The sequence below is a fragment of the Streptomyces sp. NPDC046335 genome, from assembly GCF_055587985.1.
In genome coordinates this window covers 248223-272315 of sequence record NZ_JBVJFF010000001.1, presented here as the reverse complement: position 1 = coordinate 272315, position 24093 = coordinate 248223, and the positions used below count along the sequence as shown (strand labels likewise).

The following is a 24093-nucleotide window of genomic DNA, read 5'->3' as shown; positions in this document are numbered from 1 at the left end:
GACGGCACAATGGAGGGCATGCCGATACCCAGCCGCGCCGCGCTTATAGAGCACCTCGTCCGCACCCGCATCGCGGGAGACGTCGCCACGCCACGTGACAACAACCTCAGCCACTACCGGAAGCTCGCGAACGGCGACCGCCACTACTGGCTCGGTCTGGAACTCGAAGAGCGCTGGACCGACGAGCAGGACGTCCTCGCGGTGATGGCCGAGCGCTGCGGCGTCATCGACGACCCGGAGTACCGGTTCGGCCAGGACACCATCGACCCGGAGCTGACGGTCGCCGCCCTGGAGCGCATGGCCGCCCGGCTGCGCAAGGCCGCCGAGGCCAAGGAGAGCGTCCTCTTCGCCACCGGCCACCCCGGCGGCCTGCTCGACGTGCACCGCGCCACGGCCGCCGCCCTGCGCGCGGCGGGCTGCGAGATCGTGGTGATCCCCGAAGGCCTCATGGCCGACGAGGGCATGGTCTTCCAGTTCGCGGACGTCGCGGTCCTTGAGCGCGGCGCGACGCTGTGGCACACCCACTCCCCCGAGCCGATGAACGCGATCCTGGACGGCCTGGAGCGCGAGGGCCGTCCGCAGCCCGGCCTGGTCGTCGCCGACCACGGCTGGGCGGGCCGGGCGGGCCAGCGCGGCCTTGACTCGGTCGGTTACGCGGACTGCAACGACCCCGCGCTGTTCATCGGCGAGGCCGAGGGCACGGTGCAGGTCACGGTCCCGCTGGACGACCACGTGACGAGCCCCCGGCACTACGACCCGATGACGGCCTACCTGCTCGACGCGGCGGGGCTCTCCGGCGGCTCCTGAGCCGGGCCCGGCGTCGGGTCCAGGTACACGCGCCGGACCGCGGGGAAGCGCTCACGGACGCGGCGCGCCATGGAGTCGCAGGCCCGCTCGATGTCCGCGGCCGAGTACATGTCCCGGAAGTCCACCTTGGCGGCGACCAGGGCCTCATCGGGGCCCTGGAGGAGCGTGGTCAGCTCGATGACGTCCATCACGTGCGGGTCGGCGAGGAGTTCGGCGCGGACCGCCGCCCGCATCTCCGCGGGCAGCGGCCGCCCGATGAGCAGCTCGGAGTTGGCGTGGCCGAGGACCCAGGCCACGTACACGAGCAGGACGCCGATGCAGAGCGAGGCGACGCCGTCCCAGACGCCGGAGCCGGTGAGCTGCCCGGCGAACAGCCCGGCCGCGGCGAGCAGGAGGCCCGCGAGCGCCGCCGAGTCCTCCATCACGACGGCCTTGACCGCGGTGTCCGGCGTGCGGCGCAGATAGCGCTTGAGCCGCACCCCGAGGCGGTCGGCCTCGCCGCGGGCCTGCTTGAGGCCGGTCCGCAGCGAGTAGCCCTCCAGGATGAAGGCGACGGCGAGCACGAGGTACGAGATGAGCGGGTCGCCCGGGTCCTCGCGGTGCGTCAGGGTGTGGACGCCGTCGTACATGGCGAAGACGCCGCCGCCCACGAAGGTGGCGACGGAGGCGAGCAGCGCCCAGATGTAGCGGGCCCCTCCGTAGCCGAGGGGGTGTTCCTCGTCGGCGGGCCGGTCGCTCGCCTTCAGGGAGACCAGCAGCATCAGCTCGGTGACGGTGTCGGCGACGGAGTGCGCCGCTTCGGAGAGCATGGCGCTGGAGCCGCTGATGACGCCCGCGACGGCCTTGGCGAGCGCGATCCCCAGGTTGGCGACGGCGGCGACGACGACCGTGGTGGTGCTCTCGCCGCCGCCCTCGCGCGGCTTGCTCCGCGTCGGCTCACTCATGCATCGGACGGTATGTCCGATCAACGGGGAACGCGAAACAGGGTGCTCCGTAGAGCCCTGTCAGCGCGGGACGCGGACCACGCCTTCCTGGATGACCGTCACGGCGAGCCGTCCGTCCTGCGTCCAGATCCGCGCCTGGCCGAGGCCGCGCCCGCCGGAGGCCGACGGCGACTCCTGGTCGTACAGGAGCCATTCGTCGGCGCGGAAGGGGCGGTGGAACCACATGGCGTGGTCGAGCGAGGCGCCGACGACGTCACCGACCGCCCAGCCGCCCCTGCCGTGCGCGAGGAGCACCGAGTCGAGCAGCGTCATGTCGGAGACGTACGTGGCGAGACAGACGTGCAGCAGGGAGTCGTCGTCGAGTTTGCCGTTGGCCCTGAACCACACCTGGGAGCGCGGCTCGCGCGGCTGTCCGACGGTGCCCCAGGGCGGCACGTCGGCGTAGCGCAGGTCGACGGCCGCGCGGGCCTCGACGAGCCGCTCGGCGACGTCCGGCGGCAGGTGGCGCGGCAGCATCTCGGCGGCCGTGGGCAGCGTCTCCGGGTCCGGCGCGTCCGGCATCACCGCCTGGTGCTCCAGGCCCTCCTCGTACGTCTGGAAGGACGCGGAGAGGTGGAAGATCGGCTGCCCGTGCTGGACGGCGACGACGCGGCGCGTGGTGAAGGAGCGGCCGTCGCGGATGCGGTCGACGGTGTAGACGATGGGCGCGCCAGGGTCCCCCGGACGCAGGAAGTACGCGTGCAGGGAGTGGGCGCTCGGGGTCTCCCCTGCTCGGGCGGAGCCGAGAGCTGGGGGAAGGCCGCCCGGGACGGTGCGTCCGGCGGCCACCAGGGCCTGTGCGGCGACCTGGCCGCCGAAGACGCGGGGCACGAGCGCCGAGCGGCTCTCGCCCCGGAAGATGTCCTCCTCGATCTGCTCCAGGTCGAGGAGATCGAGGAGGGCTTGGAGTGCCTGGTTCATGAACGTGGTTCTACAGGCCCATGTTCTTGGCGATGATCATCTTCATGACCTCGCTGGTGCCGCCGTAGATGCGGTTGACGCGGTTGTCCGCGTACAGGCGGGCGATGGGGTACTCGTTCATGAAGCCGTAGCCGCCGTGGAGCTGGAGGCACTTGTCGATGACGCGGTGGGCGACCTCGGTGGTGAACAGCTTCGCGGAGGCGGCCTCGGCGGCGGTCAGCTCGCCCGCGTCCAGGGCTTCGAGTGCGCGGTCGACGACGGCCTCTGCGGCGTCCACCTCGGCCTGGCAGGCGGCCAGCTCGAACTTGGTGTTCTGGAAGGAGGCGACCGTCTTGCCGAAGACCGTACGGTCCTGGACGTACTCCTTGGCGAACCGGACGGCGGCCTTGGCCTGCGCGTAGGCGCCGTAGGCGATGCCCCAGCGCTCGGAGGGCAGGTTGCTGCCGAGGTAGTGGAAGCCCTTGTTCTCCTCGCCGAGGAGGTCCTCGACGGGGACCTTGACGTCGACGAAGGCCAGCTCGGCGGTGTCGGAGGTCTTCAGGCCGAGCTTGTCGAGCTTGCGGCCGATGGAGTAGCCCTCGGACTTGGTGTCGACGGCGAAGAGGGAGATGCCGAAGCGGCGGTCCTCGGCGGTGGGCGCGGAGGTGCGGGCGCAGACGATCACGCGGTCGGCGTGGACGCCGCCGGTGATGAACGTCTTGGAGCCGTTCAGGACGTAGTGCGTGCCGTCCTCGGAGAGCTTGGCGGTGCTCTTCATGCCCGCCAGGTCGGAGCCGGTGCCCGGCTCGGTCATCGCCAGGGCCCACATCTCCTCGGCGGAGACGAACTTCTCCAGGTAGCGCTTCTTCTGCTCGTCGGTGGCGAGCGCCTTGATGTAGGGCAGGGCGAGCAGCACGTGCACGCCGGAGCCGCCGAAGGAGACGCCCGCGCGGGCGGTCTCCTCGTACTGGATGGCCTCGAACTTGTGGGTGTCCAGGCCGGCGCCGCCGAACTCCTCGGGGACGTTGATGCCGAAGAGGCCCAGCTCGGCGAGCTTGTAGTAGAACTCGCGCGGCACCTGACCGGCGGCGAACCACTCCTCGTGGACCGGGACGACCTCGGCCTCGATGAAGGCGCGCAGGGTCTCCCGGAACGCCTCGTGGTCCTCATCGAAAACGGTACGGCGCACGGAGTACTCCTTCTGCCTGCATCTCTGCCTACATCGACTAAGCGCTTGCTCAGAGGCAGGTTACCCGGCGGTCACCAGAGCGTCCAGAGACGCACGTCACTCGGCCGCCGCCTCGAACGCCCCGCGCGCCAGGCGGTGCAGCAGCCCCGCCATGCCCTCGCGGCTCGGCAGCGCGTCGCGGCGGCTCAGGTGCGGTGTGGAGTTCAGCAGGCCGAAGACGGCGTGCACCGAGACCCGGGCGGCGTTCTCGGCGAGGCCCGGATAGACCTTGCGCACCACGTCGACCCAGATCTCCACGTACTGCCGCTGGAGCTGGCGGACCAGCTTGCGGTCGCTGTCGCGCAGGCGGTCGAGCTCGCGGTCGTGCAGCGTGATCAGGGAGCGGTCGTCGAGGGCGAAGTCGATGTGCCTCTCGATCAGCGCGTCGAGAACCCGCTCCGAGGAGCCGTCCGTGTCGCTCACGCACCGCTTGCCGCCCGTCAGGAGCTGCCCGCTGATGCCGACGAGCAGCTCGGCGAGCATCGCGTCCTTGCCCGCGAAGTGCCGGTAGAGGCCGGGGCCGCTGATGCCCACGGCGGCGCCTATCTCGTCGACGCCGACGCCGTGGAAGCCGCGCTCGGCGAAGAGCCGGGCGGCCTCCCTGAGGATCTGCTCGCGGCGGGTGGGGGCGTCGGTTCTCGTGGCCATGGAATTGATTCTAGACACGACGGTTAGCGCTCGTTAACCTGGAGCGAACGCGTTAACGCTCATTAACCGGGCAAGGGGGCTCGACTGATGCGGCAGGCACCAGTGCTGACGACCGCGGCTGATCCCGCGTCGGAGGCATGGCGGGCGAACGAGGCGGCGCACACCGCCCTCGTCGACGAACTGCGGGCCAGGCTCGCGGCGGCCAGGCTCGGCGGCGGCGAGCGGGCCAGGGCCCGCCATGTGGCGCGCGGAAAGCTGCTGCCCAGGGACCGCGTGGACACGCTCCTCGACCCGGGCTCGCCCTTCCTTGAGCTGGCACCACTGGCGGCGGAGGGGTTGTACGGCGGGGATGCCCCGGCGGCCGGTGTCATCGCGGGGATCGGCAGGGTCTCGGGCCGCGAGTGCGTGATCGTCGCCAATGACGCCACCGTCAAGGGCGGCACGTATTACCCCATGACGGTCAAGAAGCACCTGCGCGCCCAGGAGGTGGCCCTGGAGAACCGCCTCCCGTGCCTCTATCTGGTCGACTCGGGCGGCGCCTTCCTGCCCATGCAGGACGACGTCTTCCCCGACCGCGAGCACTTCGGCCGGATCTTCTACAACCAGGCGCGCATGTCGGGCGCCGGCATCCCGCAGATCGCCGCGGTCCTCGGCTCCTGCACGGCGGGCGGGGCGTATGTCCCGGCGATGAGCGACGAGGCGGTGATCGTGCGCGAGCAGGGCACGATCTTCCTCGGCGGCCCGCCGCTGGTGAAGGCCGCCACCGGCGAGGTCGTGACGGCCGAGGAGCTGGGCGGCGGCGCGGTCCACTCGCGCACCTCCGGGGTGACCGACCACCTCGCCGAGGACGACGCGCACGCCCTGCGGATCGTGCGCACCATCGTCTCCACCCTCCCCGAGCGCGGCGCGCTGCCGTGGCCGGTGCAGCCGGTGGAGGAGCCCAAGGTCGACCCCCTGGGGTTGTACGGCGCGGTGCCGACGGACTCCCGCACCCCCTATGACGTACGCGAGGTCATCGCGCGCGTGGTCGACGGCTCCCGCTTCGCCGAGTTCAAGGCGGAGTACGGCACGACGCTGATCACCGGCTTCGCGCACATCCACGGCCACCCGGTCGGCATCGTCGCGAACAACGGCATCCTGTTCTCGGAGTCCGCCCAGAAGGGCGCCCACTTCATCGAGCTCTGCGACCAGCGCGGCATCCCCCTGGTCTTCCTCCAGAACATCTCCGGCTTCATGGTCGGCAGGGACTATGAGGCGGGCGGCATCGCCAAGCACGGCGCGAAGATGGTGACCGCCGTCGCGTGCACGCGCGTGCCGAAGCTGACGGTCGTGGTCGGCGGTTCGTACGGCGCGGGCAACTACTCCATGTGCGGCCGGGCCTACAGCCCCCGCTTCCTGTGGATGTGGCCGAACGCCAAGATCTCCGTGATGGGCGGCGAGCAGGCCGCGTCCGTCCTCGCCACGGTCAAGCGCGACCAGCTGGAGGCCCGCGGCGAGCAGTGGGCGGCCGAGGACGAAGAGGCCTTCAAGGACCCGATCCGCACGCAGTACGAACAGCAGGGCAATGCCTACTACGCCACGGCCAGGCTCTGGGACGACGGCGTGATCGACCCGCTGGAGACCCGGCAGGTCCTCGGCCTCGCCCTGACCGCGTGCGCCGGGGCACCGCTGGGCGAGCCCGGCTTCGGCGTCTTCCGGATGTGAGGGGCGGACGATGAGCGACTTCCGGCCGGAGACCAGCGCGGTCTCGCAGGGGACCACCCCGGGGAGAGGGAACATGTTCGACACGGTGCTCGTCGCCAACCGCGGCGAGATCGCGGTCCGCGTCATCCGCACCCTGCGGACGCTCGGCGTCCGCTCGGTCGCCGTCTTCAGCGACGCGGACGCGGACGCCCGCCATGTGCGCGAGGCGGACACGGCCGTACGGATCGGCCCGGCACCGGCGACCGAGAGCTATCTGTCGATCGAGCGCATCCTGAGGGCCGCGGCGAGCTCCGGCGCCCAGGCGGTGCACCCGGGCTATGGGTTCCTCGCGGAGAACGCCGCGTTCGCGCGGGCGTGCGCCGACGCGGGGCTCGCCTTCATCGGCCCGCCCGCCTCGGCGATCGAGCTGATGGGCGACAAGATCCGCGCCAAGGAGACGGTGCGGGCGGCCGGTGTGCCTGTCGTCCCCGGCTCCTCCGGGAGCGGCCTGACCGATGCCGAACTGGCTGCGGCGGCCCGCGAGATCGGCACCCCGGTGCTGCTCAAGCCGAGCGCGGGCGGCGGCGGCAAGGGCATGCGCCTGGTGCGGGACGAGGCCCTGCTCGCCGACGAGATCGCGGCGGCCCGGCGCGAGGCCCGCGCCTCCTTCGGCGACGACACACTCCTTGTGGAGCGGTGGATCGACCGCCCCCGGCACATCGAGATCCAGGTCCTCGCGGACGGCCGGGGGAACGTGATCCACCTGGGCGAGCGCGAGTGCTCGCTCCAGCGCCGCCACCAGAAGATCATCGAGGAGGCGCCCAGCGTCCTCCTGGACGAGGCCACGCGCGCGGCGATGGGCGAGGCGGCGGTCCAGGCCGCCCGCTCCTGCGGGTACTCGGGCGCGGGCACGGTGGAGTTCATCGTCCCCGGCAAGGACCCGTCCTCGTACTACTTCATGGAGATGAACACCCGCCTCCAGGTGGAGCACCCCGTCACCGAGCTGATCACCGGGATCGATCTGGTGGAGTGGCAGCTCCGGGTGGCCGCGGGCGAGCAACTGCCGTTCGCACAGGACGACATCACCCTCACCGGGCACGCCATAGAGGCCCGTGTCTGCGCCGAGACCGTGTCCGTCAAAGCGGGGGCCCGCGGGTTTTTGCCCTCCGGCGGCACGGTCCTCTCCCTGCACGAGCCGCAGGGCGAGGGCGTGCGCACCGACTCCGGGTTGAGCGAGGGCACCGAGGTCGGCAGTCTCTACGACCCGATGCTCTCCAAGGTCATCGCCTACGGCCCCGACCGGGCGACGGCCCTGCGCAAGCTGCGCGCCGCCCTCGCCGAGACGGTCACCCTCGGCGTCCCGACCAACGCGGGCTTCCTGCGCAGGCTCCTCGCCCACCCCGCGGTGGTCGCGGGCGACCTCGACACCGGCCTCGTCGAGCGCGAAGCGGACTCCCTGGTCCCGCAGGGCGTGCCCGAGGAGGTGTACGAGGCGGCGGCGGCCGTGCGCGAAGCGGCACTGGCACCTTCGGGTGACGGCTGGACGGACCCCTTCTCGGTGCCCAGCGGCTGGCGCCTCGGCGGCACCCCGAAACCCGTCACCCACTGGCTGCGGGTGGCCGGCCAGGACCCCGTGGAGCACCGGCTCGGCAGCGGCGTCCGCACCGTCACGCCCGACCGCGTCTCGGTCACCGTGGACGGCACCCGGCACACGTTCCACCGCGCGGGTGACTGGCTCGGCCGGGAAGGGGACGCCTGGCAGGTGCGGGACCACGACCCCGTCGAGGCGAGCCTGACCGGCGCAGCGCACGCGGGGGCCGACGCGCTCACCGCACCCATGCCGGGCACCGTCACGGTCGTGAAGGTGACCACCGGCGACCGGGTGAGCGCCGGGCAGAGCCTCCTCGTGGTCGAGGCGATGAAGATGGAGCACGTCATCTCCGCCCCGCACGCGGGCACCGTCACCGAGCTGGACGTCACCCCGGGGTCGACGGTCGCCATGGATCAGGTCCTCGCCGTGGTCGAGCCGGACGAGGCACCCGCCACCACCCCCGAGGAGGCACTATGAGCGCCGCAGGGCTGCCCATGACCGTTCCGGCCGACGGGCTGCCGGCCCGGGTGCGCATCCACGAGGTCGGCGCGCGCGACGGCCTTCAGAACGAGCAGGCGGTCGTCCCCACGGAGGTCAAGGCGGAGTTCGTCCACCGCCTGGCCGACGCGGGCCTGACCACCATCGAGGCGACCAGCTTCGTACACCCCAAGTGGGTGCCCCAACTGGCCGACGCCGAGCGGCTGTTCCCGCTCCTGGACGACCTCAGGGGTGACCCCCGGGGCATCCACCTCCCGGTCCTCGTGCCGAACGAACGCGGCCTGGAGCGCGCCACCGCCCTCGGCGCGGACCGCGTGGCCGTCTTCGCCAGCGCCACCGAGTCCTTCGCCAAGGCCAACCTCAACCGCACGGTGGACGAGGCCCTCGCGATGTTCGCCCCGGTGGTCTCCCGCGCCAAGGAACGGGACATGCACGTCCGCGGCTATCTCTCGATGTGCTTCGGCGACCCCTGGGAGGGCCCGGTCGAGATCGGCCAGGTCGTCCGGGTCTGCCGGGCCCTGCTCGACCTGGGCTGCGACGAGCTGAGCCTCGGCGACACCATCGGCGTGGCCACGCCGGGCCATGTCACCGCCCTGCTCACCGCGTTGAACGAGGCAGGGGTCCCCACGGACCGCGTCGGCGTCCACTTCCACGACACGTACGGCCAGGCGCTCGCCAACACCCTGGCGGCGCTGCGGCACGGCGTGACCACGGTGGACGCCTCCGCGGGCGGCCTCGGCGGCTGTCCGTACGCGAAGAGCGCCACCGGAAACCTCGCCACCGAAGACCTCGTCTGGATGCTGCGGGGACTCGGCATCGAGACCGGCGTCGACCTGGGCCGTCTCAGCGCCACCAGCGCCTGGATGGCCGGCCAGTTGGGCCGGCCGAGCCCGTCCCGTACCGTCCGCGCCCTGACCCACCAGGAGCAGTGAGTTAACGATGGACCACCGTCTGAGCCCTGAGCTCGAGGAACTCCGCCGCACCGTCGAGGCGTTCGCCCACGACGTCGTCGCCCCGAAGATCGGCGACTTCTACGAACGGCACGAGTTCCCCTACGAGATCGTCCGCGAGATGGGCCGCATGGGCCTGTTCGGCCTGCCCTTCCCCGAGGAGTACGGCGGGATGGGCGGGGACTATTTCGCGCTCGGCATCGCCCTGGAGGAGCTCGCCCGCGTCGACTCCTCCGTCGCGATCACCCTGGAGGCAGGCGTCTCGCTCGGCGCCATGCCGCTGCACCTGTTCGGCACGGAGGAGCAGAAGCGGCAGTGGCTGCCGCGCATGTGCTCGGGCGAGATCCTCGGCGCCTTCGGCCTCACCGAGCCGGACGGCGGCTCGGACGCCGGCGGCACCCGCACGACGGCCGTGCGGGACGGCGACGAATGGGTGATCAACGGCTCGAAGTGCTTCATCACCAACTCCGGTACGGACATCACGGGCCTGGTCACGGTCACCGCCGTCACGGGCCGCAAGGACGACGGCCGCCCCCTGATCTCCTCGATCATCGTGCCGTCCGGGACACCGGGCTTCACGGTCGCGGCGCCGTACTCGAAGGTCGGGTGGAACGCCTCGGACACGCGTGAGCTGTCCTTCTCCGACGTCCGCGTCCCCGCCGCGAACCTGGTCGGCGAGGAGGGCCGGGGGTACGCGCAGTTCCTGCGCATCCTCGACGAGGGCCGCGTGGCGATCTCCGCGCTCGCCACCGGGCTCGCCCAGGGCTGCGTGGACGAGTCCGTGAAGTACGCCAGGGAGCGGCACGCCTTCGGCAGGCCGATCGGGGCGAACCAGGCCATCCAGTTCAAGCTCGCCGACATGGAGATGCGGGCGCACATGGCCCGCGTCGGGTGGTACGACGCGGCCTCGCGCATGGTCGCCGGGGAGCCGTTCAAGAAGGAGGCGGCGATCGCCAAGCTCTACTCCTCGACGGTGGCCGTGGACAACGCGCGAGAGGCCACGCAGATCCACGGCGGCTACGGCTTCATGAACGAGTACCCGGTGGCCAGGATGTGGCGCGACTCCAAGATCCTGGAGATCGGCGAGGGCACCAGCGAGGTGCAGCGGATGCTGATCGCCAGGGAGCTGGGTTTCGCGGGCTGAGCACCGGCGGGGCGTGACGCGGGGCGTGGCTCTTCGCGAGCCGCGGGGCTTCCGAGACGGTCCTCGGGAGCCCCGCTTCTGGCCGAACGGTCCCTATGACACGCCTACTCGGCGGGCTGCCACGGCACCTGCGGTGACTTGTAGTAGCCGATGCCGAGCGCGTCCCAGCGCGGGCCCTGCGCGGCGAGCCGCGTCTTGTACGCGTCCCAGTCGTGCGTGGCCGCGGGAGACCAGCCGAGTTCGGCGATCCCGGGCAGCCTCGGGAACGCCATGTAGTCGAGGTGCGCGGAGGTCGACAGCGTCTCCGTCCACAGCGGCGCCTCGACACCGAGAATCGCGTCGGCGGGCGCGCCCGGGAGGTAGGTGCCCGGGTCCCAGTCGTAGGAGCGCTCCACCTCGACGAGGCCCGCCCAGGAGAGGCCGAGCGGCGTGTCCTTGGTGTACTTGTGGTCGAGGTAGGAGCGGTCGGCCGGCGAGAGGACCAGCTTGGTGCCGTTCTTCGCGGCGTTCACGACCTGCTCGCGCTCGGCGGCGCCGGTCCTGTCGTAACCCCAGTACTGAGCGACGGCGCCCTCGGCGGGCTTGGCACCGGTGAGCTGGTGCCAGCCCATCACCTTCTTGCCGTACTTGGCGACCACCGGCTGCACCTTGTCCATGAACGCGACGAAGTCCTCGTGGCTGGTGGAGTGCGCCTCGTCGCCGCCGATGTGGAGGTACTCGCCGGGCGTCATGGCGGCCAGCTCGCGGATCACGTCGTCCACGAAGTCGTACGTGACGTCCTTCTTCACGCACAGCGAGCTGAAGCCGACGGCGGTGCCGGTGTAGAGCGGCGGGGCCACGCCGTCGCAGTTCAGCTCGGCGTACGAGGCGAGCGCGGCGTTGGTGTGCCCCGGCATGTCTATCTCGGGCACGACCTCCATGTACCGCGAGGAGGCGTAGGCCACGATCTCCTTGTACTGGGCCTTCGTGTAGTAGCCGCCCTTGCCGCCGCCGACCTGCGTGGAGCCGCCGTACGTCGTGAGGCGCGGCCAGGAGTCGATGGCGATGCGCCAGCCCTGGTCGTCGCTGAGGTGCAGGTGCAGCTTGTTCATCTTGTAGAGGGACGCCTGGTCGATGTAGCGCTTGACCTGGTCGACGGTGAAGAAGTGCCGCGAGACGTCGAGCATCGTGGAGCGGTAGCCGTAGCGCGGCATGTCCTTGATGGTGCCGCCCGCGATCCGCCAGGGGCCGCGCTGCTTCGTGTTCTTCTCCACGGCGGCGGGCAGTTGCTGCCGGACCGTCTGGACGCCGTGGAAGAGACCGGCGCCGGTCCAGGAGGTGATGGTGAGGGAGCCGCGCGCCGAGACGACCCGGTAACCCTCGCTGCCGAGGGCCTTGTTCGCCGGATCGGCGCTGATGCGCAGCCGGATGCCGTCGCCGCCCTTGCCGCTGGTGACAGGCAGCTTGTAGCCGGTGGAGGGCCGCAGCACCTTGGCGAGGTACTCGCCGACGCGGCGCTCCTCGGGGTTGCCGCCGCCGACGCGGATGCGTGTCTTGGCGGTGATCTCGTATCCGGCGCCGCCCGCCTCCGCCTTCAGGGGGGCGGGCACCACCTCGCCGAGCGGGGTGACGGAGGGCCGGGCCGCCTCGGGGGCGGGAGCGGCGGCGAAGGAGGAGATCCCGACCGCCGCCACGAGCAGCAGCGAGCCGAGCAGTCGGGTCGATTTGTGCGTTCTCACCAGCGGGTCCCTTCGACGAAGTGTCAGTGAAGGTGTCGCAACTGTGGTGCATCGCAATCGAACGGTCCCCATTGGTAACCCCGGGTCCACAAGGGGTCAAGGGGTGTAGACCATTTGTCCGATGAGTCAGTGCGAGAATCCCGGCATGGCGGAAATCATCCAGCGTGACGGGACCTGGACCTTCGACGGAGAGATGCTGCGCCTTGTGCCCGGCCACGACAAGAACGTGTCGCTGCTGCGCAAGACCCTCGGTGAACTGGCCGTACCGCTGGAGGCGTTGGCGGGCATCGCCTTCGAACAGGGCAAGAAGGCGGGGCGGTTGCGGCTGCGCCTGCGGGACGGTGCCGACCCGCTGATCCAGGCGACGGGCGGGCAGCTCACGGATGCCTCGGACCCGTATCAGCTCACCGTGGAGCCGGACCGGTACGGAGTCGCGGAGTACCTGGTCGACGAGGTGCGCAACGCCCATCTGATCGAACAGGTGCCGGCCACCCCCTGCGAGGCCTATCTCATGGCGAGCCCGTCCGTGCCGCTCTCCGTCTCGGCCGGGGACGGCACCGCGAGCTTCGACGGGGACCAGGTGCGCCTGGAGTGGAACTGGAAGACCGAGGAGGCGAAGTCGGCGGCCGGCACCAGGTCCCTGGCGCTCGCCGACATCGTGGCGGTGGAGTGGCAGCCCTCGGTCGGCCTGGAGAACGGCTGCCTCCGCTTCACCGTGAGGAACGCCCCGACCAAGGCCCCGCCGAAGTACGACCCGAACGCGGTGGAGCTCTGGGGCTTCAAGAAGGACCCGCTGATGGCCCTGGTCGCCGCCGCCGTCCAGGCCCGCCTCCCGCACCCCCTGGCCCCGGCTCCCCCGGCGGCCCCGGCCGACACCTCGCCCGTCGCCGCCAAGACCCTCGCCCCCGCACCCCCGGCCGACGACCACGACGCCCTGCTGCGCCGCCTGCGCGAACTGGGCGAGCTGCACCAGTCGGGGATCTTGACCGACGAGGAGTTCGCCACGGCCAAGCAGGCCGTTCTACGCCGTATGTGAGCCCCCTGTGGCCCATTCCGGCGCCCACGTGCCCGATTCCGGGCAGGATTCTTGCGAAAGCCGTGGAGATCCCCCAGGATCATCGAATGCACGACGAACTGGTGGACCACCTCACCCGCAGCACCCCGCTCCAGCGGGGCGAAGCGCTGCGGGTCATCCAGGACGTGCTCGCCTACTTCGACGAGACGACCGAAGAGTTCGTCCGTCGCCGCCACCGCGAACTCCAGGGTCAGGGCCTGCTGAACGCGGCGATCTTCGAACGGATCTCGGCGGATCTCGGATACCGCGCGGTCGCGCCGCCCGAGCTCACGCTCCGGCAGTTGCGCCGCATCATCTACGGCTAGGAAACCCTCTATGTGCGGAATCGTCGGATACATCGGCAAGCGTGACGTCGCCCCGCTCCTCCTCGAAGGCCTTCAGCGCCTGGAGTACCGCGGCTACGACTCCGCGGGCATCGCCGTCACCAGCCCCAAGGCCTCCGGCCTGAAAACGGTGAAGGCCAAGGGCCGCGTGCGTGACCTGGAGGCCAGGGTCCCGGCCCGCTTCAAGGGCACGACCGGCATCGCCCACACCCGCTGGGCCACCCACGGCGCCCCCTCCGACGAGAACGCCCACCCGCACCTGTCCCAGGACGACAAGGTCGCCGTCGTCCACAACGGCATCATCGACAACGCCTCCGAGCTGCGCGCCAAGCTCACCGCCGACGGCGTCGAGTTCCTCTCCGAGACGGACACCGAGGTCCTCACCCACCTCATCGCCCGCTCCCAGGCGGACACCCTGGAGGAGAAGGTCCGCGAGGCCCTGCGGCACATCGAGGGCACGTACGGCATCGCCGTCCTGCACGCCGACTTCAACGACCGCATCGTCGTCGCCCGCAACGGCTCCCCGGTCGTCCTCGGCATCGGCGAGAAGGAGATGTTCGTCGCCTCGGACGTCGCCGCGCTCGTCTCCCACACCCGCCAGGTCATCACCCTCGACGACGGCGAGATGGCCACCATCAAGGCGGACGACTACCGCACGTACACCACCGAGGGCTCGCGCACGACCGCCTCGCCGACCACCGTGGAGTGGGAGGCCGAGTCGTACGACATGGGCGGCCACGACACGTACATGCACAAGGAGATCTTCGAGCAGCCCGACGCGGTGGACCGCGTCCTGCGCGGCCGCATCGACGACCGCTTCTCCACCGTGCACCTCGGCGGCCTCAACCTCGACGCGCACGACACCCGCAAGGTGCGCCGCGTCAAGATCCTCGGCTGCGGCACCTCGTACCACGCCGGCATGATCGGCGCCCAGATGATCGAGGAGCTGGCCCGCATCCCCGCCGACGCCGAGCCGGCGAGCGAGTTCCGCTACCGCAACGCGGTCGTGGACCCCGACACCCTCTACGTCGCCGTCTCGCAGTCCGGCGAGACCTACGACGTCCTCGCCGCCGTCCAGGAGCTCAAGCGCAAGGGCGCCCGCGTCCTCGGCGTGGTCAACGTCGTCGGCTCCGCCATCGCGCGCGAGGCGGACGCGGGCGTGTACGTCCACGCGGGCCCTGAGGTCTGCGTGGTCTCCACCAAGTGCTTCACCAACACGACCGTCGCCTTCGCCCTGCTCGCCCTGCACCTGGGCCGCATCCGTGACCTGTCGGCCGCCGACGGCAAGCGGATCATCGAGGGGCTGCGGAAGCTGCCGGGCCAGATCTCGGAGATCCTCAAGCGCGAGGACGAGATCAAGAAGATCGCCAAGAGCTACGCCGAGGCCCGCTCGATGCTCTTCATCGGGCGCGTGCGCGGCTACCCCGTGGCCCGCGAGGCCTCCCTCAAGCTCAAGGAGGTCTCCTACATCCACGCCGAGGCCTACCCCGCCTCCGAGCTGAAGCACGGCCCGCTCGCCCTCATCGAGCCCGCCCTGCCGACCGTCGCGATCGTCCCGGACGACGACCTCCTGGAGAAGAACCGCGCCGCCCTGGAGGAGATCAAGGCCCGCAGCGGCAAGATCCTCGCGGTCGCGCACCAGGAGCAGGAGAAGGCCGACGAGACGATCGTCGTACCGAAGAACGAGAACGAGCTGGACCCGATCCTGATGGGCATCCCGCTGCAACTCCTCGCCTACCACACGGCCCTGGCGCTCGGCCGGGACATCGACAAGCCGCGCAACCTGGCGAAGTCCGTGACCGTGGAGTAGTCCCCACTGGCCTGAATACGGCCTCACAGAGGTGAACGGCTCCCCGCGCGTGCCACCAGCACGCGGGGAGCCGTTCTTCAAGGGCCGAGGTCGCCCATTACCCCGACCCGCGCCCGCATCGACCGGTAGCCGTCACCCCCGGCCGGCAGGGCGGTGTGCCGGCGACCTTTATGTACCCTTCAGCGGCGCGTCCAGCACCTCTACGCACAAGTAGATTTATCTGTTCCTCAGCGGCCGGCCCCGCGACGGCGGCCCTCCGCTACGGGATGACGATGACCGGCCGCTGCGCACGCCGCGCGAGGCGGCCCGCGACGGAGCCGAAGATGCGCCCGACGATGCCGTGCGTGGAGCCGACGACGATCGCGTCCGCGCTGTACTCGTGGCCGACCTCCTCCAGCTCGTGGCAGATGTCGCCGCCGCGCTCGACGAGGATCCACGGCACCTCGGCGAGATAGTCCGCGCAGGCCAGCTCCAGGCCGAGCACTTCGGTGCGGTGGTCGGGCACGTCCACGAAGACCGGGGGCTCGCAGCCGGCCCACACCGTGGTGGGCAGCCGGTTGGCGACGTGGACGATGATCAGGCCCGATCCTGAGCGGTGGGCCATCCCGATCGCGTAGGCGAGGGCCCGCTCACTGGAGGTCGAGCCGTCGAAGCCGACGACGACACCGTGCCGGAAGGCCGGATCGCAGGAATGACGTGGTTCTTCCGCCGCCTGGGGGGTCGCCGTGGGATCGGCGACCTGCCGCTTGCGGTCCGCTGGTTCGGAGAATTCTTGACCGGCCATGGGTGTCTCGGCGAAGGAGTCCTCTGTGGGAGGGTCGGCTTTCGGGTGGTGCGAGGATCAGGACCTGGAAGGTCGTCCGGGAATCATCTTCCCAACCCCATACCCCCAAGGGTACGGCGACACTCCTCTCCTGCCCAGAGCCTGCGAAGGGCCCGCGAAGACCCTTTGCCGGGCCGTGCACAGGGCCTCCCGGCGTTCACCGGAGCATGCATGAGCCTCGCCCGTATGGCAATGGTTGCTGCCACGTACAGGCGGTTTGCCCACCCGTCCGGAGGCCGCTGGATGGCTCACCAGTGACCGCCCGCCCGACCGCGCGTTGTACTCCGGTCCGCCACCGCCACAGGGAGCACGCCGTGCCTGGATCCTCGACCGCGTCCGCACTCTCCTCCCGCGCCCCGTCTTCACCCGAGCAAGCCCCGGCGCGCGGCTCGCGCGCCCGGCGGCCGAGCGGCGCGCCGCAGCAGGAGTCGGCGAGCGACGTGGTCCGCTGGGCCGCGTTCAGCTGCGTCCTGGTTCCCGTCGTCCTCGTGGGGTACGGGATCTCGATGGCCGGGGCGGGCGGCGCCGCGCTCGGCCTCGCGGCCGTCACCGGAGTCTGCCGGGTGCTGCTCCGGCAGTCCGAGCGGTGTGCCGCGCGACTGCTTGCAGAACAGAACACCGCACATCGCGGACGGCACGGGAGAACGGCCTCGGGAGCGCACCGGGGCATGCGTCACGGCGTCGGCAACGCACCGGTCGACTGACGCATTCGCACACACGATCCCGTAGCTTTTCAGCCAACTTCCCGGGGTCCCGCGTATCTTGCCGGAAGGGGTCTCCAACCCCCGGTTGACCAGGGCTGAAAGGAGCCCTGAAGGCGTGCGCACCCTACGGGGACCGGCCATGGAGCGGAGGCGCACTTCCCAGTACGGCCAACGAGTGCAACGCTTCGTGATCGAATGCTTCACGCCAAGTTGCCATGTCGACATTCTGCCGGGTGCTGAACTGGTCACCCCGGTGGCACGGGACGCAGTAGATTCGATCTTGACTGTATTACGGCGGGGGACTGGTGGAGGACCGAGGGGAAACGTGCAGCAGCGACAGGCCAAGCAAGCACGTCAAGAACAGGGAGCCGCGACGACCGAGGGGGGTTTAGCAGCATGAGTCACGACTCCACTGCCGCGCCGGAGACCACGGCTCGGAAGCTGTCCGGGCGTCGCCGCCGGGAGATCGTAGCGGTGCTGCTCTTCAGCGGTGGACCCATCTTCGAGAGTTCCATACCGCTCTCCGTTTTCGGCATCGACCGGCAGGACGCAGGCGTGCCCCGCTACCGGCTGCTCGTGTGCGCCGGCGAGGACGGACCGCTGCGGACCACCGGCGGGCTCGAACTCACCGCGCCGCACGGCCTGGAGGCGATCGGACGGGCGGGCACCGTCGTCGTGCCGGCCTGGCGGTCGATCACGTCGCCGCCGCCGCCGGAGGCGCTCGACGCGCTGCGCCGCGCGCACGAGGAGGGCGCCCGCATCGTCGGGCTCTGCACCGGCGCGTTCGTGCTCGCCGCGGCAGGGCTGCTCGACGGCCGCCCGGCGACCACCCACTGGATGTACGCGCCGACGCTCGCGAAGCGCTATCCGTCCGTCCACGTGGACCCGCGGGAGCTGTTCGTCGACGACGGGGACGTCCTGACGAGCGCGGGGACCGCGGCCGGAATCGATCTCTGTCTGCACATCGTGCGCACGGATCACGGCAACGAGGCGGCGGGCGCGCTCGCCCGCAGGCTCGTGGTGCCGCCGCGCAGGGCCGGCGGTCAGGAGCGCTACCTCGACAGGTCTTTACCCGAGGAGATCGGCGCCGACCCGCTCGCCGAGGTCGTCGCCTGGGCCCTGGAGCACCTCCACGAGCAGTTCGACGTGGAGACGCTCGCCGCGCGCGCGTACATGAGCAGGCGAACCTTCGACCGCAGGTTCCGCTCGCTCACCGGAAGCGCGCCGTTGCAGTGGCTGATCACCCAGCGGGTGCTTCAGGCGCAGCGGCTCCTCGAGACCTCCGACTACTCCGTCGACGAGGTCGCGGGCCGCTGCGGCTTCCGCTCGCCGGTGGCGCTGCGGGGTCACTTCCGGCGCCAGCTCGGCTCGTCACCCGCCGCCTACCGGGCCGCCTACCGGGCCCGCAGGCCGCAGGGCGAGCGGGCCCTTGAGGCCGCCTCTGCGGCACATGCGGCGCAGGCGGTGCCGACGCTGGTCGAGGCGGGCCCCGTGCCCTCCCAGTCCCGGCGCACGGCCGCCGCGAGCGCGCTCGGCCCCTCGGCCTCGGTGCCCACCGAGATCGGCAGGCCGGGCTCGGACGTCTACGCTCCAGGTCGCACGCCACTGCCCGGCCAGAGGAGTGCGCCGTAGGGTAAGACGCATGAACGATCGCATGGTGTGGATCGACTGCGAGATGACCGGGCTCTCGTTGACGGACGACGCACTTATCGAGGTGGCCGCACTGGTCACCGACTCGGAACTGAACGTGCTCGGCGAAGGGGTGGACATCGTGATCCGCCCGCCGGACGCGGCGCTGGAGACCATGCCCGAGGTGGTGCGCACCATGCACACCGCCTCGGGGCTCCTCGACGAGCTGGCCGGCGGCACGACGCCGGCCGACGCCGAGGAGCAGGTCTTGGCGTACGTACGTGAGCACGTCAAGGAGCCGCGGAAGGCTCCGCTGTGCGGGAACTCGGTCGGCACCGACCGCGGCTTCCTCGCACGGGACATGCGGACGCTGGAGGAGTATCTCCACTACCGCATCGTCGACGTCTCCTCCATCAAGGAGCTGGCCCGGCGCTGGTACCCCCGGGCGTACTACAACAGCCCGGACAAGAGCGGCAACCACCGCGCGCTCGCCGACATCCGCGAGTCCATCGCCGAGCTCCGCTACTACCGCGAGGCGGTCTTCGTCCCGCAGCCGGGACCGGATTCGGACACCGCGAGGACGATCGCGGCGAAGTACGTCCTGCCCGCGGAGTAGCCCCCGCGGAAGCCCTGTGTACGGGGTCCGGGAAACGTGTGCGCGAGCACCCCTTCGGACCCTGTACACTTTTTCTCGGCCGGTCGGAAGAGCGACAAAGACCGGACATGGTGGGTGTAGCTCAGTTGGTAGAGCACCTGGTTGTGGTCCAGGTGGCCGCGGGTTCAAGTCCCGTCACTCACCCTGAAGAAAGGGCCCCGGTTCGAGAGAACCGGGGCCCTTTCCGCGTTCCGGTCCGGCTTTCCGGTCCAGCCTTCCGGGGCGGCTTTCCGGGGCGAGGGACACCACCCGGGAAAGCCGGACCGGAAAGGTCAGGAAGAGTCCCGCTCCACCAACCGGGTGGGGAGCACGAGCTGGCGCCGCTCCAGGCGCCGGGCGGCGAACGGGCGGCTGTCCGCGATCTCGGCGAGCAGCAGGTCGATCATGGCCCGCCCCATCTCCTCGATCGGCTGGCGCACGCTCGTCAGCGGCGGGTCCATGTGGCGGGCGATGGCCGAGTCGTCGAAGCCGACGAGCGCCACGTCGTCGGGTATGCGGCGGCCCGCCTCCCGCAGCACCTGCCGGGCGCCCGCGGCCATCACGTCGGAGCCCGCGAAGACCGCGTCGATGCCGGGGCGGGCTTCGAGGAGCTCCGCCATCGCGCGCCTGCCGCCCTCCTCCGTGAAGTCGCCCGGCGCGACCAGCCGCTCGTCGACCGGGCGTCCCGCGTCCAGCAGCGCGGCGCGGTAGCCGTCGAGGCGGCGCTGGGCGCCGTACACGTCGAGGCGGCCGGTGATCGTCGCTATGGACGTACGCCCCCGTGCGAGCAGGTGCTCCACGGCCGAGCACGCCCCGGCGAAGTTGTCGGAGTCGACCGAGGGCAGCGGCTCGTCGGCCGACCTGCGGCCGCTGATCACGGCGGGGATCTCCAGCTGCGAGAGGAGGTCGGGCAGCGGGTCGTCGGCGTGCACGGAGACCAGGAGCACCCCGTCGACGCGGTGGGCCGCCAGGTACTGGGCCAGGCGCTGGCGCCGCTGGTCGCTGCCCGCGAAGATCAGCAGCAGCTGCATCTCGGTCTCGCTGAGCTGGGCGCCCACCCCGCGCAGGACGTCGGAGAAGTACGGCTCGGCGAAGAAGCGGGTCTCGGGCTCGGGCACGACCAAGGCGATGGCGTCCGTGCGGTTGGCGGCGAGGGCGCGCGCGGCGGTGTTCGGGACGTAGCCCAGCTCGGCCACCGCGGCCTCCACGGCGCTGCGGGTCGCCTCGCTCACCCGCGGCGATCCGTTGATCACGCGGGAGACCGTCCCACGGCCGACGCCCGCCCGCGCGGCGACCTCTTCCAGAGTGGGCCGTCCGCCGCTGCGGCCACGCGCTGCGTGAGCTGCCATTCCGCCTCCCGTCACCATTCCCCCGGCCAGGAATGTAACAGCCGGATCCGCACCGGGCCGCCGCGCCGAAATCGTGGGCTTCCCGTAACGGCCCGATAACCGAACGCAGATCTCCGCGTCCGGTCTCTTGACACCCCCGTCCGGAGCCACGAGTCTTCAACTCATCACTTGTGGGAGCGCTCCCACACTACCTGACACGTAAATAACCCGCACGTTCCCCGCCCGAGCCGCAGCGTGAACCAACGGGCCCAGCAGTCCAGTTGGCCGGGGGGTCGGCACGTCAGGCAACAGGAGGACGCAATGCTCAGCAATTTCCGCCGGTCCCGGCGGCTGGTGGCCTACGCGGCCGTGACCGCGCTGGCCACGAGCCTGCTGGCCGCTTGTTCCAGTGATGACGAAGGCGGTTCAGCGGGCAGCGACGGCAAGATCACGCTGAACGTCGGCACGTTCGGCGTGCTGGGCCTGAAGCAGGCCGGGCTCTACGAGGAGTACGAGAAGTCGCATCCGAACATCACGATCAAGGAGAACGTGATCGAGCGGAACGACGCCTACTACCCGAAGCTGCTCACCCAGCTCCAGTCCGGCGCCGGCGTCAACGACGTGGCGGCCGTCGAGGTCAGCAACATCACCGAGGTGGTGAAGACCCAGGGCGCCAAGTTCGAGGACCTGGGCAAGGCCGAGGGCGTCGACAAGTCGACGTACCTCGACTGGAAGTGGGACCAGGGCACGACCGAGGACGGCAAGACGATCGGCCTCGGCGTCGACATCGGCCCGACCGCCCTCTGCTACCGCAAGGACCTCTTCAAGAAGGCGGGGCTGCCCACCGACCGCGAGGAGCTCGCGAAGGAGTGGGGCGGCGACTGGAACAAGTACGTCGCGATGGGCGAGAAGTACATGAAGAAGGCGCCCGACGGCACCAAGTTCGTCGACTCCGCCTCCAGCGTCTACAACGCCGTCTTCGCCGGTGCCAAGGAGCGGTACTACGACAAGAGCGGCAAGGAGATCTACGAGGACAGCCAGGGCCGCAAGGACGCCTGGGACGCGGCCATGAAGGTCGCAGAGGGCGACATGTCCGCCAAGCTCAAGCAGTTCGACCCGACGTGGGACCAGGGCTTCGCCAACGCCAAGTTCGCGTCGGTGGCCTGCCCCGCCTGGATGGCCGGGTACATCCAGGAGAAGACGGGTCCGGAGGGCAAGGGCCAGTGGGACATGGCCAAGGCCCCGACGGACGGCAACTGGGGCGGCACGTTCCTCGGTGTGCCGAGCGCGGGCAAGCACAAGAAGGAGGCGACCGAGCTCGCCGTCTGGCTGACGCAGCCCGAGCAGCTCTCGAAGGTCTTCGCCAAGCAGGCCAGCTTCCCCTCGACCCCTTCCGCGTATGACTCGCTGAAGCCGTCGCCCGCCACCAAGGCGTACTTCAACGACGCCCCGATCACCGAGATCTTCGCCGGCATCGCGAAGAACACGCCCTCGGCCGTCTACGGCATCAAGGACGCCCAGATCGGCCAGTCCATCACGGACATCGGCGTGCTCCAGGTGGAGCAGCAGGGCAAGTCTCCCGAGGAGGGCTGGGAGGCGGCCCAGAAGGAGATCAAGGATGTTCTGGGACAGTGACCCCCATGTCCGAGACCGCTGAGTACGCCGAGACCGCGCCCCCCGGAAAGGGGGGCGCGGCCCCGGCCGCGACCGGGAGCAAGTCCTCCCGCACGCCGTCCCCCTGGCGCAGGCGTCTGTACCGCTGGGACATCAAGGCGTCGCCTTACGTCTTCGTCGCGCCGTTCTTCCTCTTCTTCGGCGCCTTCGGCCTGTTCCCGCTGCTCTACACGGGCTGGGCCTCGCTGCACCGCCTGGAGCTGACCAACCTCGACGACAGCACCTGGCTCGGCCTGGAGAACTACACCAACCTGCTGCAGAGCGACTACTTCTGGAACGCGCTCGGCAACACCTTCACCATCGGCGTCATCGCCACCGTCCCCCAGCTCGCCATCGCGCTCGGCATCGCGCACCTGCTCAACTACAAGCTGCGCGGCTCCACCCTGTGGCGCGTGGCGATGCTCGCTCCGTACGCCACATCGGTGGCTAGCGCGTCGCTGGTCTTCACGCTGCTGTTCGCGTGGGACGGCGGCATGGTCAACTGGATGATCGGGTCCATCGGCATCGACCCGGTCAACTGGCGCGAGTCGTCGTGGGGTTCGCAGTTCGCCGTGTCGTCAATCGTCATCTGGCGGTGGACCGGCTACAACGCGCTGATCTACCTGGCGGCGATGCAGGCCGTGCCGCACGACCTGTACGAGTCGGCGGCGCTGGACGGCGCCTCGCGCTGGCAGCAGTTCCGGCACGTGACGATCCCGATGCTGCGGCCGACGATCCTGTTCACCGTGGTCGTCTCCACCATCGGGGCCACCCAGCTCTTCGGTGAGCCACTCCTCTTCGGCGGCACGGCCGGGTCCAAGGGCGGCGCCGACCACCAGTTCCAGACGCTGGGGCTCTATCTGTACGACCAGGGCTGGATCAACGGCCACCTGGGGCGGGCCTCGGCGGTCGCCTGGCTGATGCTCGCGATCCTGCTGATCATCGCCGCGGTCAACTTGCTGATCGTCCGACGTATGAGGAAGGACCGATGAAGGCCCGCACGGTGGACCCGAAGGCCGGCCTCCCCGAGGCCCCGCCGACCGACCGCGTCCCGGCGCCGCGGAGCAGGGTGCGCCCGCTCGGCCAGAAGGCCGGCCGGACGATGCACGCGGGCCCCGTCGCCTACGTCGTCCTCGCGCTGTTCACGGCCGTCTCGCTCGCGCCGCTGATCTGGACGGCGATCGCGGCCTCGCGCACCAGCGGGCGGCTCGCGCAGACGCCGCCGCCCCTGTGGTTCGGCGGCAACCTCTTCAAGAACCTGGAGAGGGCGTGGACGGAGGCGAGCCTGGGCGACGCGATGCTGAACACCACGATCGTGGCGGGCAGCATCACCATCGGCACCGTCCTGTTTTCCACGATCGCCGGATTCGCCTTCGCCAAACTGAAGTTCCGGTTCAGCGGGGCGCTGCTCCTGCTGACCATCGGCACGATGATGGTGCCGCCGCAGCTCAGCGTCGTACCGCTGTACCTGTGGGTCGCGGACCTGCAGTGGACCAACCAGCTCCAAGCGGTGATCCTGCCGACGTTCGTGAGCGCCTTCGGGGTGTTCTTCATGCGGCAGTACCTGCTCCAGGCGCTGCCCGGCGAACTGATCGAGGCGGCGCGGATGGACGGGGCGAGCAGCCTGCGGATCATCTGGCACGTGGTGTTCCCGGCGGCGCGGCCCGCGATGGCCGTGCTCGGACTGCTGACGTTCGTGATGGCCTGGAACGACTTCCTGTGGCCGATCATCGCGCTCAACCAGTCGAACCCGACCGTGCAGGTGGCGCTCAACTCCCTCGGTACGGGGTACATCCCCGACCGGGCGGTGATCATGGCGGGCGCCCTGCTTGGCACGCTGCCGCTGCTGCTCGCGTTCATCCTGTTCGGCAAGCAGATCGTGAGCGGGATCATGCAGGGCGCGGTGAAGGGCTGATTCTCCGGGGGCCCGTCCAGGCTCCCGGAACTCCCCCTTCTCCTGCCCC

Annotated in this window: 21 protein-coding genes and 1 tRNA gene; 15 read left to right on the top strand and 7 right to left on the bottom strand. The window is 70.5% G+C overall.

Annotated elements, in window-relative coordinates:
* Nucleotides 1–18 precede the first annotated feature (18 nt).
* Entirely contained in the window at nucleotides 19–807 is a 789-nt protein-coding gene (locus ACZ6JY_RS01185; RefSeq protein WP_469190980.1) for a phosphatase, read from the top strand.
* Here ACZ6JY_RS01185 and ACZ6JY_RS01180 read toward each other — a convergent pair.
* The 4 genes from ACZ6JY_RS01180 to ACZ6JY_RS01165 all read right to left on the bottom strand — a co-directional run bounded on the left by ACZ6JY_RS01180 (nucleotide 768) and on the right by ACZ6JY_RS01165 (nucleotide 4566).
* On the bottom strand, nucleotides 768–1751 hold the full coding sequence (locus tag ACZ6JY_RS01180) for a cation diffusion facilitator family transporter (RefSeq protein WP_469190978.1): 984 nt from the start codon (nucleotides 1749–1751) through the stop codon (nucleotides 768–770). The genes ACZ6JY_RS01185 and ACZ6JY_RS01180 overlap by 40 nt on opposite strands.
* 60 nt (nucleotides 1752–1811) lie before the next feature.
* Nucleotides 1812–2711 carry an acyl-CoA thioesterase gene (locus ACZ6JY_RS01175; protein ID WP_469190976.1) on the bottom strand — a complete coding sequence of 300 codons (900 nt, stop codon included), beginning with the start codon at nucleotides 2709–2711 and terminating at the stop codon, nucleotides 1812–1814.
* A 10-nt stretch (nucleotides 2712–2721) separates the two neighbouring features.
* Nucleotides 2722–3879: an acyl-CoA dehydrogenase family protein gene (locus ACZ6JY_RS01170; RefSeq protein ID WP_469190974.1), complete on the bottom strand. Its 1158-nt coding sequence runs from the start codon at nucleotides 3877–3879 to the stop codon at nucleotides 2722–2724.
* Between the two features lie 96 nt (nucleotides 3880–3975).
* Complete coding sequence (locus ACZ6JY_RS01165; protein WP_469190972.1) at nucleotides 3976–4566, bottom strand: SACE_7040 family transcriptional regulator; 591 nt, start codon at nucleotides 4564–4566, stop codon at nucleotides 3976–3978.
* Between the two features lie 87 nt (nucleotides 4567–4653).
* On the opposite strand from ACZ6JY_RS01165, the gene ACZ6JY_RS01160 reads away from it, so the two are divergent.
* From ACZ6JY_RS01160 to ACZ6JY_RS01145, 4 genes are all read left to right on the top strand, one after another.
* Nucleotides 4654–6270: a carboxyl transferase domain-containing protein gene (locus ACZ6JY_RS01160; RefSeq protein WP_469190970.1), complete on the top strand. Its 1617-nt coding sequence runs from the start codon at nucleotides 4654–4656 to the stop codon at nucleotides 6268–6270.
* 73 nt (nucleotides 6271–6343) lie between these two features.
* Nucleotides 6344–8317, top strand: a complete 1974-nt coding sequence (locus ACZ6JY_RS01155) for an acetyl/propionyl/methylcrotonyl-CoA carboxylase subunit alpha (protein ID WP_469191885.1) — start codon at nucleotides 6344–6346, stop codon at nucleotides 8315–8317.
* Nucleotides 8314–9270: a hydroxymethylglutaryl-CoA lyase gene (locus tag ACZ6JY_RS01150; RefSeq protein ID WP_469190968.1), complete on the top strand. Its 957-nt coding sequence runs from the start codon at nucleotides 8314–8316 to the stop codon at nucleotides 9268–9270. Before ACZ6JY_RS01155 ends, ACZ6JY_RS01150 begins: the two co-directional genes overlap by 4 nt.
* Before the next feature lie 7 nt (nucleotides 9271–9277).
* Nucleotides 9278–10432 carry an acyl-CoA dehydrogenase family protein gene (locus ACZ6JY_RS01145; RefSeq protein WP_469190966.1) on the top strand — a complete coding sequence of 385 codons (1155 nt, stop codon included), beginning with the start codon at nucleotides 9278–9280 and terminating at the stop codon, nucleotides 10430–10432.
* Nucleotides 10433–10536: 104 nt separating this feature from the next.
* On the opposite strand, the gene ACZ6JY_RS01140 is transcribed toward ACZ6JY_RS01145, so the two are convergent.
* Nucleotides 10537–12150, bottom strand: coding sequence for a beta-N-acetylhexosaminidase (locus ACZ6JY_RS01140; protein WP_469190965.1), 1614 nt, complete (start codon nucleotides 12148–12150; stop codon nucleotides 10537–10539).
* Nucleotides 12151–12295: 145 nt separating this feature from the next.
* Here ACZ6JY_RS01140 and ACZ6JY_RS01135 point away from each other — a divergent pair, with 145 nt between their 5' ends.
* The 3 genes from ACZ6JY_RS01135 to glmS all read left to right on the top strand — a co-directional run bounded on the left by ACZ6JY_RS01135 (nucleotide 12296) and on the right by glmS (nucleotide 15358).
* Nucleotides 12296–13186, top strand: a complete 891-nt coding sequence (locus tag ACZ6JY_RS01135) for a DUF4429 domain-containing protein (protein ID WP_469190963.1) — start codon at nucleotides 12296–12298, stop codon at nucleotides 13184–13186.
* 86 nt (nucleotides 13187–13272) lie between these two features.
* The gene (locus ACZ6JY_RS01130; protein ID WP_469190961.1) at nucleotides 13273–13530 is read left to right on the top strand and encodes a hypothetical protein; all 258 of its coding nucleotides are present in this window, start codon (nucleotides 13273–13275) and stop codon (nucleotides 13528–13530) included.
* Between the two features lie 10 nt (nucleotides 13531–13540).
* Complete coding sequence (glmS, locus tag ACZ6JY_RS01125; protein ID WP_469190959.1) at nucleotides 13541–15358, top strand: glutamine--fructose-6-phosphate transaminase (isomerizing); 1818 nt, start codon at nucleotides 13541–13543, stop codon at nucleotides 15356–15358.
* 259 nt (nucleotides 15359–15617) lie between these two features.
* Here glmS and ACZ6JY_RS01120 read toward each other — a convergent pair whose 3' ends face one another.
* Entirely contained in the window at nucleotides 15618–16142 is a 525-nt protein-coding gene (locus ACZ6JY_RS01120; protein WP_469190957.1) for a universal stress protein, read from the bottom strand.
* A gap of 353 nt (nucleotides 16143–16495) precedes the next feature.
* Between ACZ6JY_RS01120 and ACZ6JY_RS01115 the strand changes: the two genes are divergently transcribed.
* The 4 genes from ACZ6JY_RS01115 (at nucleotide 16496) to ACZ6JY_RS01100 (ending at nucleotide 19313) form a co-directional block, all read left to right on the top strand.
* Nucleotides 16496–16885: a hypothetical protein gene (locus ACZ6JY_RS01115; protein WP_469190956.1), complete on the top strand. Its 390-nt coding sequence runs from the start codon at nucleotides 16496–16498 to the stop codon at nucleotides 16883–16885.
* Between the two features lie 396 nt (nucleotides 16886–17281).
* A complete protein-coding gene (locus ACZ6JY_RS01110) occupies nucleotides 17282–18517 on the top strand; it encodes a helix-turn-helix domain-containing protein (protein WP_469190954.1) in 1236 nt (411 codons plus the stop codon).
* 10 nt (nucleotides 18518–18527) lie between these two features.
* Nucleotides 18528–19130 carry an oligoribonuclease gene (gene orn, locus ACZ6JY_RS01105; protein ID WP_469190952.1) on the top strand — a complete coding sequence of 201 codons (603 nt, stop codon included), beginning with the start codon at nucleotides 18528–18530 and terminating at the stop codon, nucleotides 19128–19130.
* A gap of 110 nt (nucleotides 19131–19240) precedes the next feature.
* A tRNA-His gene (locus ACZ6JY_RS01100) sits at nucleotides 19241–19313 on the top strand.
* Between the two features lie 128 nt (nucleotides 19314–19441).
* On the opposite strand, the gene ACZ6JY_RS01095 is transcribed toward ACZ6JY_RS01100, so the two are convergent.
* Nucleotides 19442–20497: a LacI family DNA-binding transcriptional regulator gene (locus tag ACZ6JY_RS01095; protein WP_469190950.1), complete on the bottom strand. Its 1056-nt coding sequence runs from the start codon at nucleotides 20495–20497 to the stop codon at nucleotides 19442–19444.
* Between the two features lie 300 nt (nucleotides 20498–20797).
* Here ACZ6JY_RS01095 and ACZ6JY_RS01090 point away from each other — a divergent pair, with 300 nt between their 5' ends.
* The 3 genes from ACZ6JY_RS01090 to ACZ6JY_RS01080 are packed head-to-tail and all read left to right on the top strand — an operon-like array spanning nucleotide 20798 to nucleotide 24044.
* Nucleotides 20798–22111: an ABC transporter substrate-binding protein gene (locus ACZ6JY_RS01090; RefSeq protein WP_469190948.1), complete on the top strand. Its 1314-nt coding sequence runs from the start codon at nucleotides 20798–20800 to the stop codon at nucleotides 22109–22111.
* 5 nt (nucleotides 22112–22116) lie between these two features.
* Nucleotides 22117–23121 carry a carbohydrate ABC transporter permease gene (locus tag ACZ6JY_RS01085; RefSeq protein ID WP_469190946.1) on the top strand — a complete coding sequence of 335 codons (1005 nt, stop codon included), beginning with the start codon at nucleotides 22117–22119 and terminating at the stop codon, nucleotides 23119–23121.
* Nucleotides 23118–24044, top strand: a complete 927-nt coding sequence (locus ACZ6JY_RS01080) for a carbohydrate ABC transporter permease (RefSeq protein WP_469190944.1) — start codon at nucleotides 23118–23120, stop codon at nucleotides 24042–24044. The genes ACZ6JY_RS01085 and ACZ6JY_RS01080 overlap by 4 nt, the downstream gene beginning before the upstream one ends.
* Nucleotides 24045–24093: the final 49 nt, after the last annotated feature.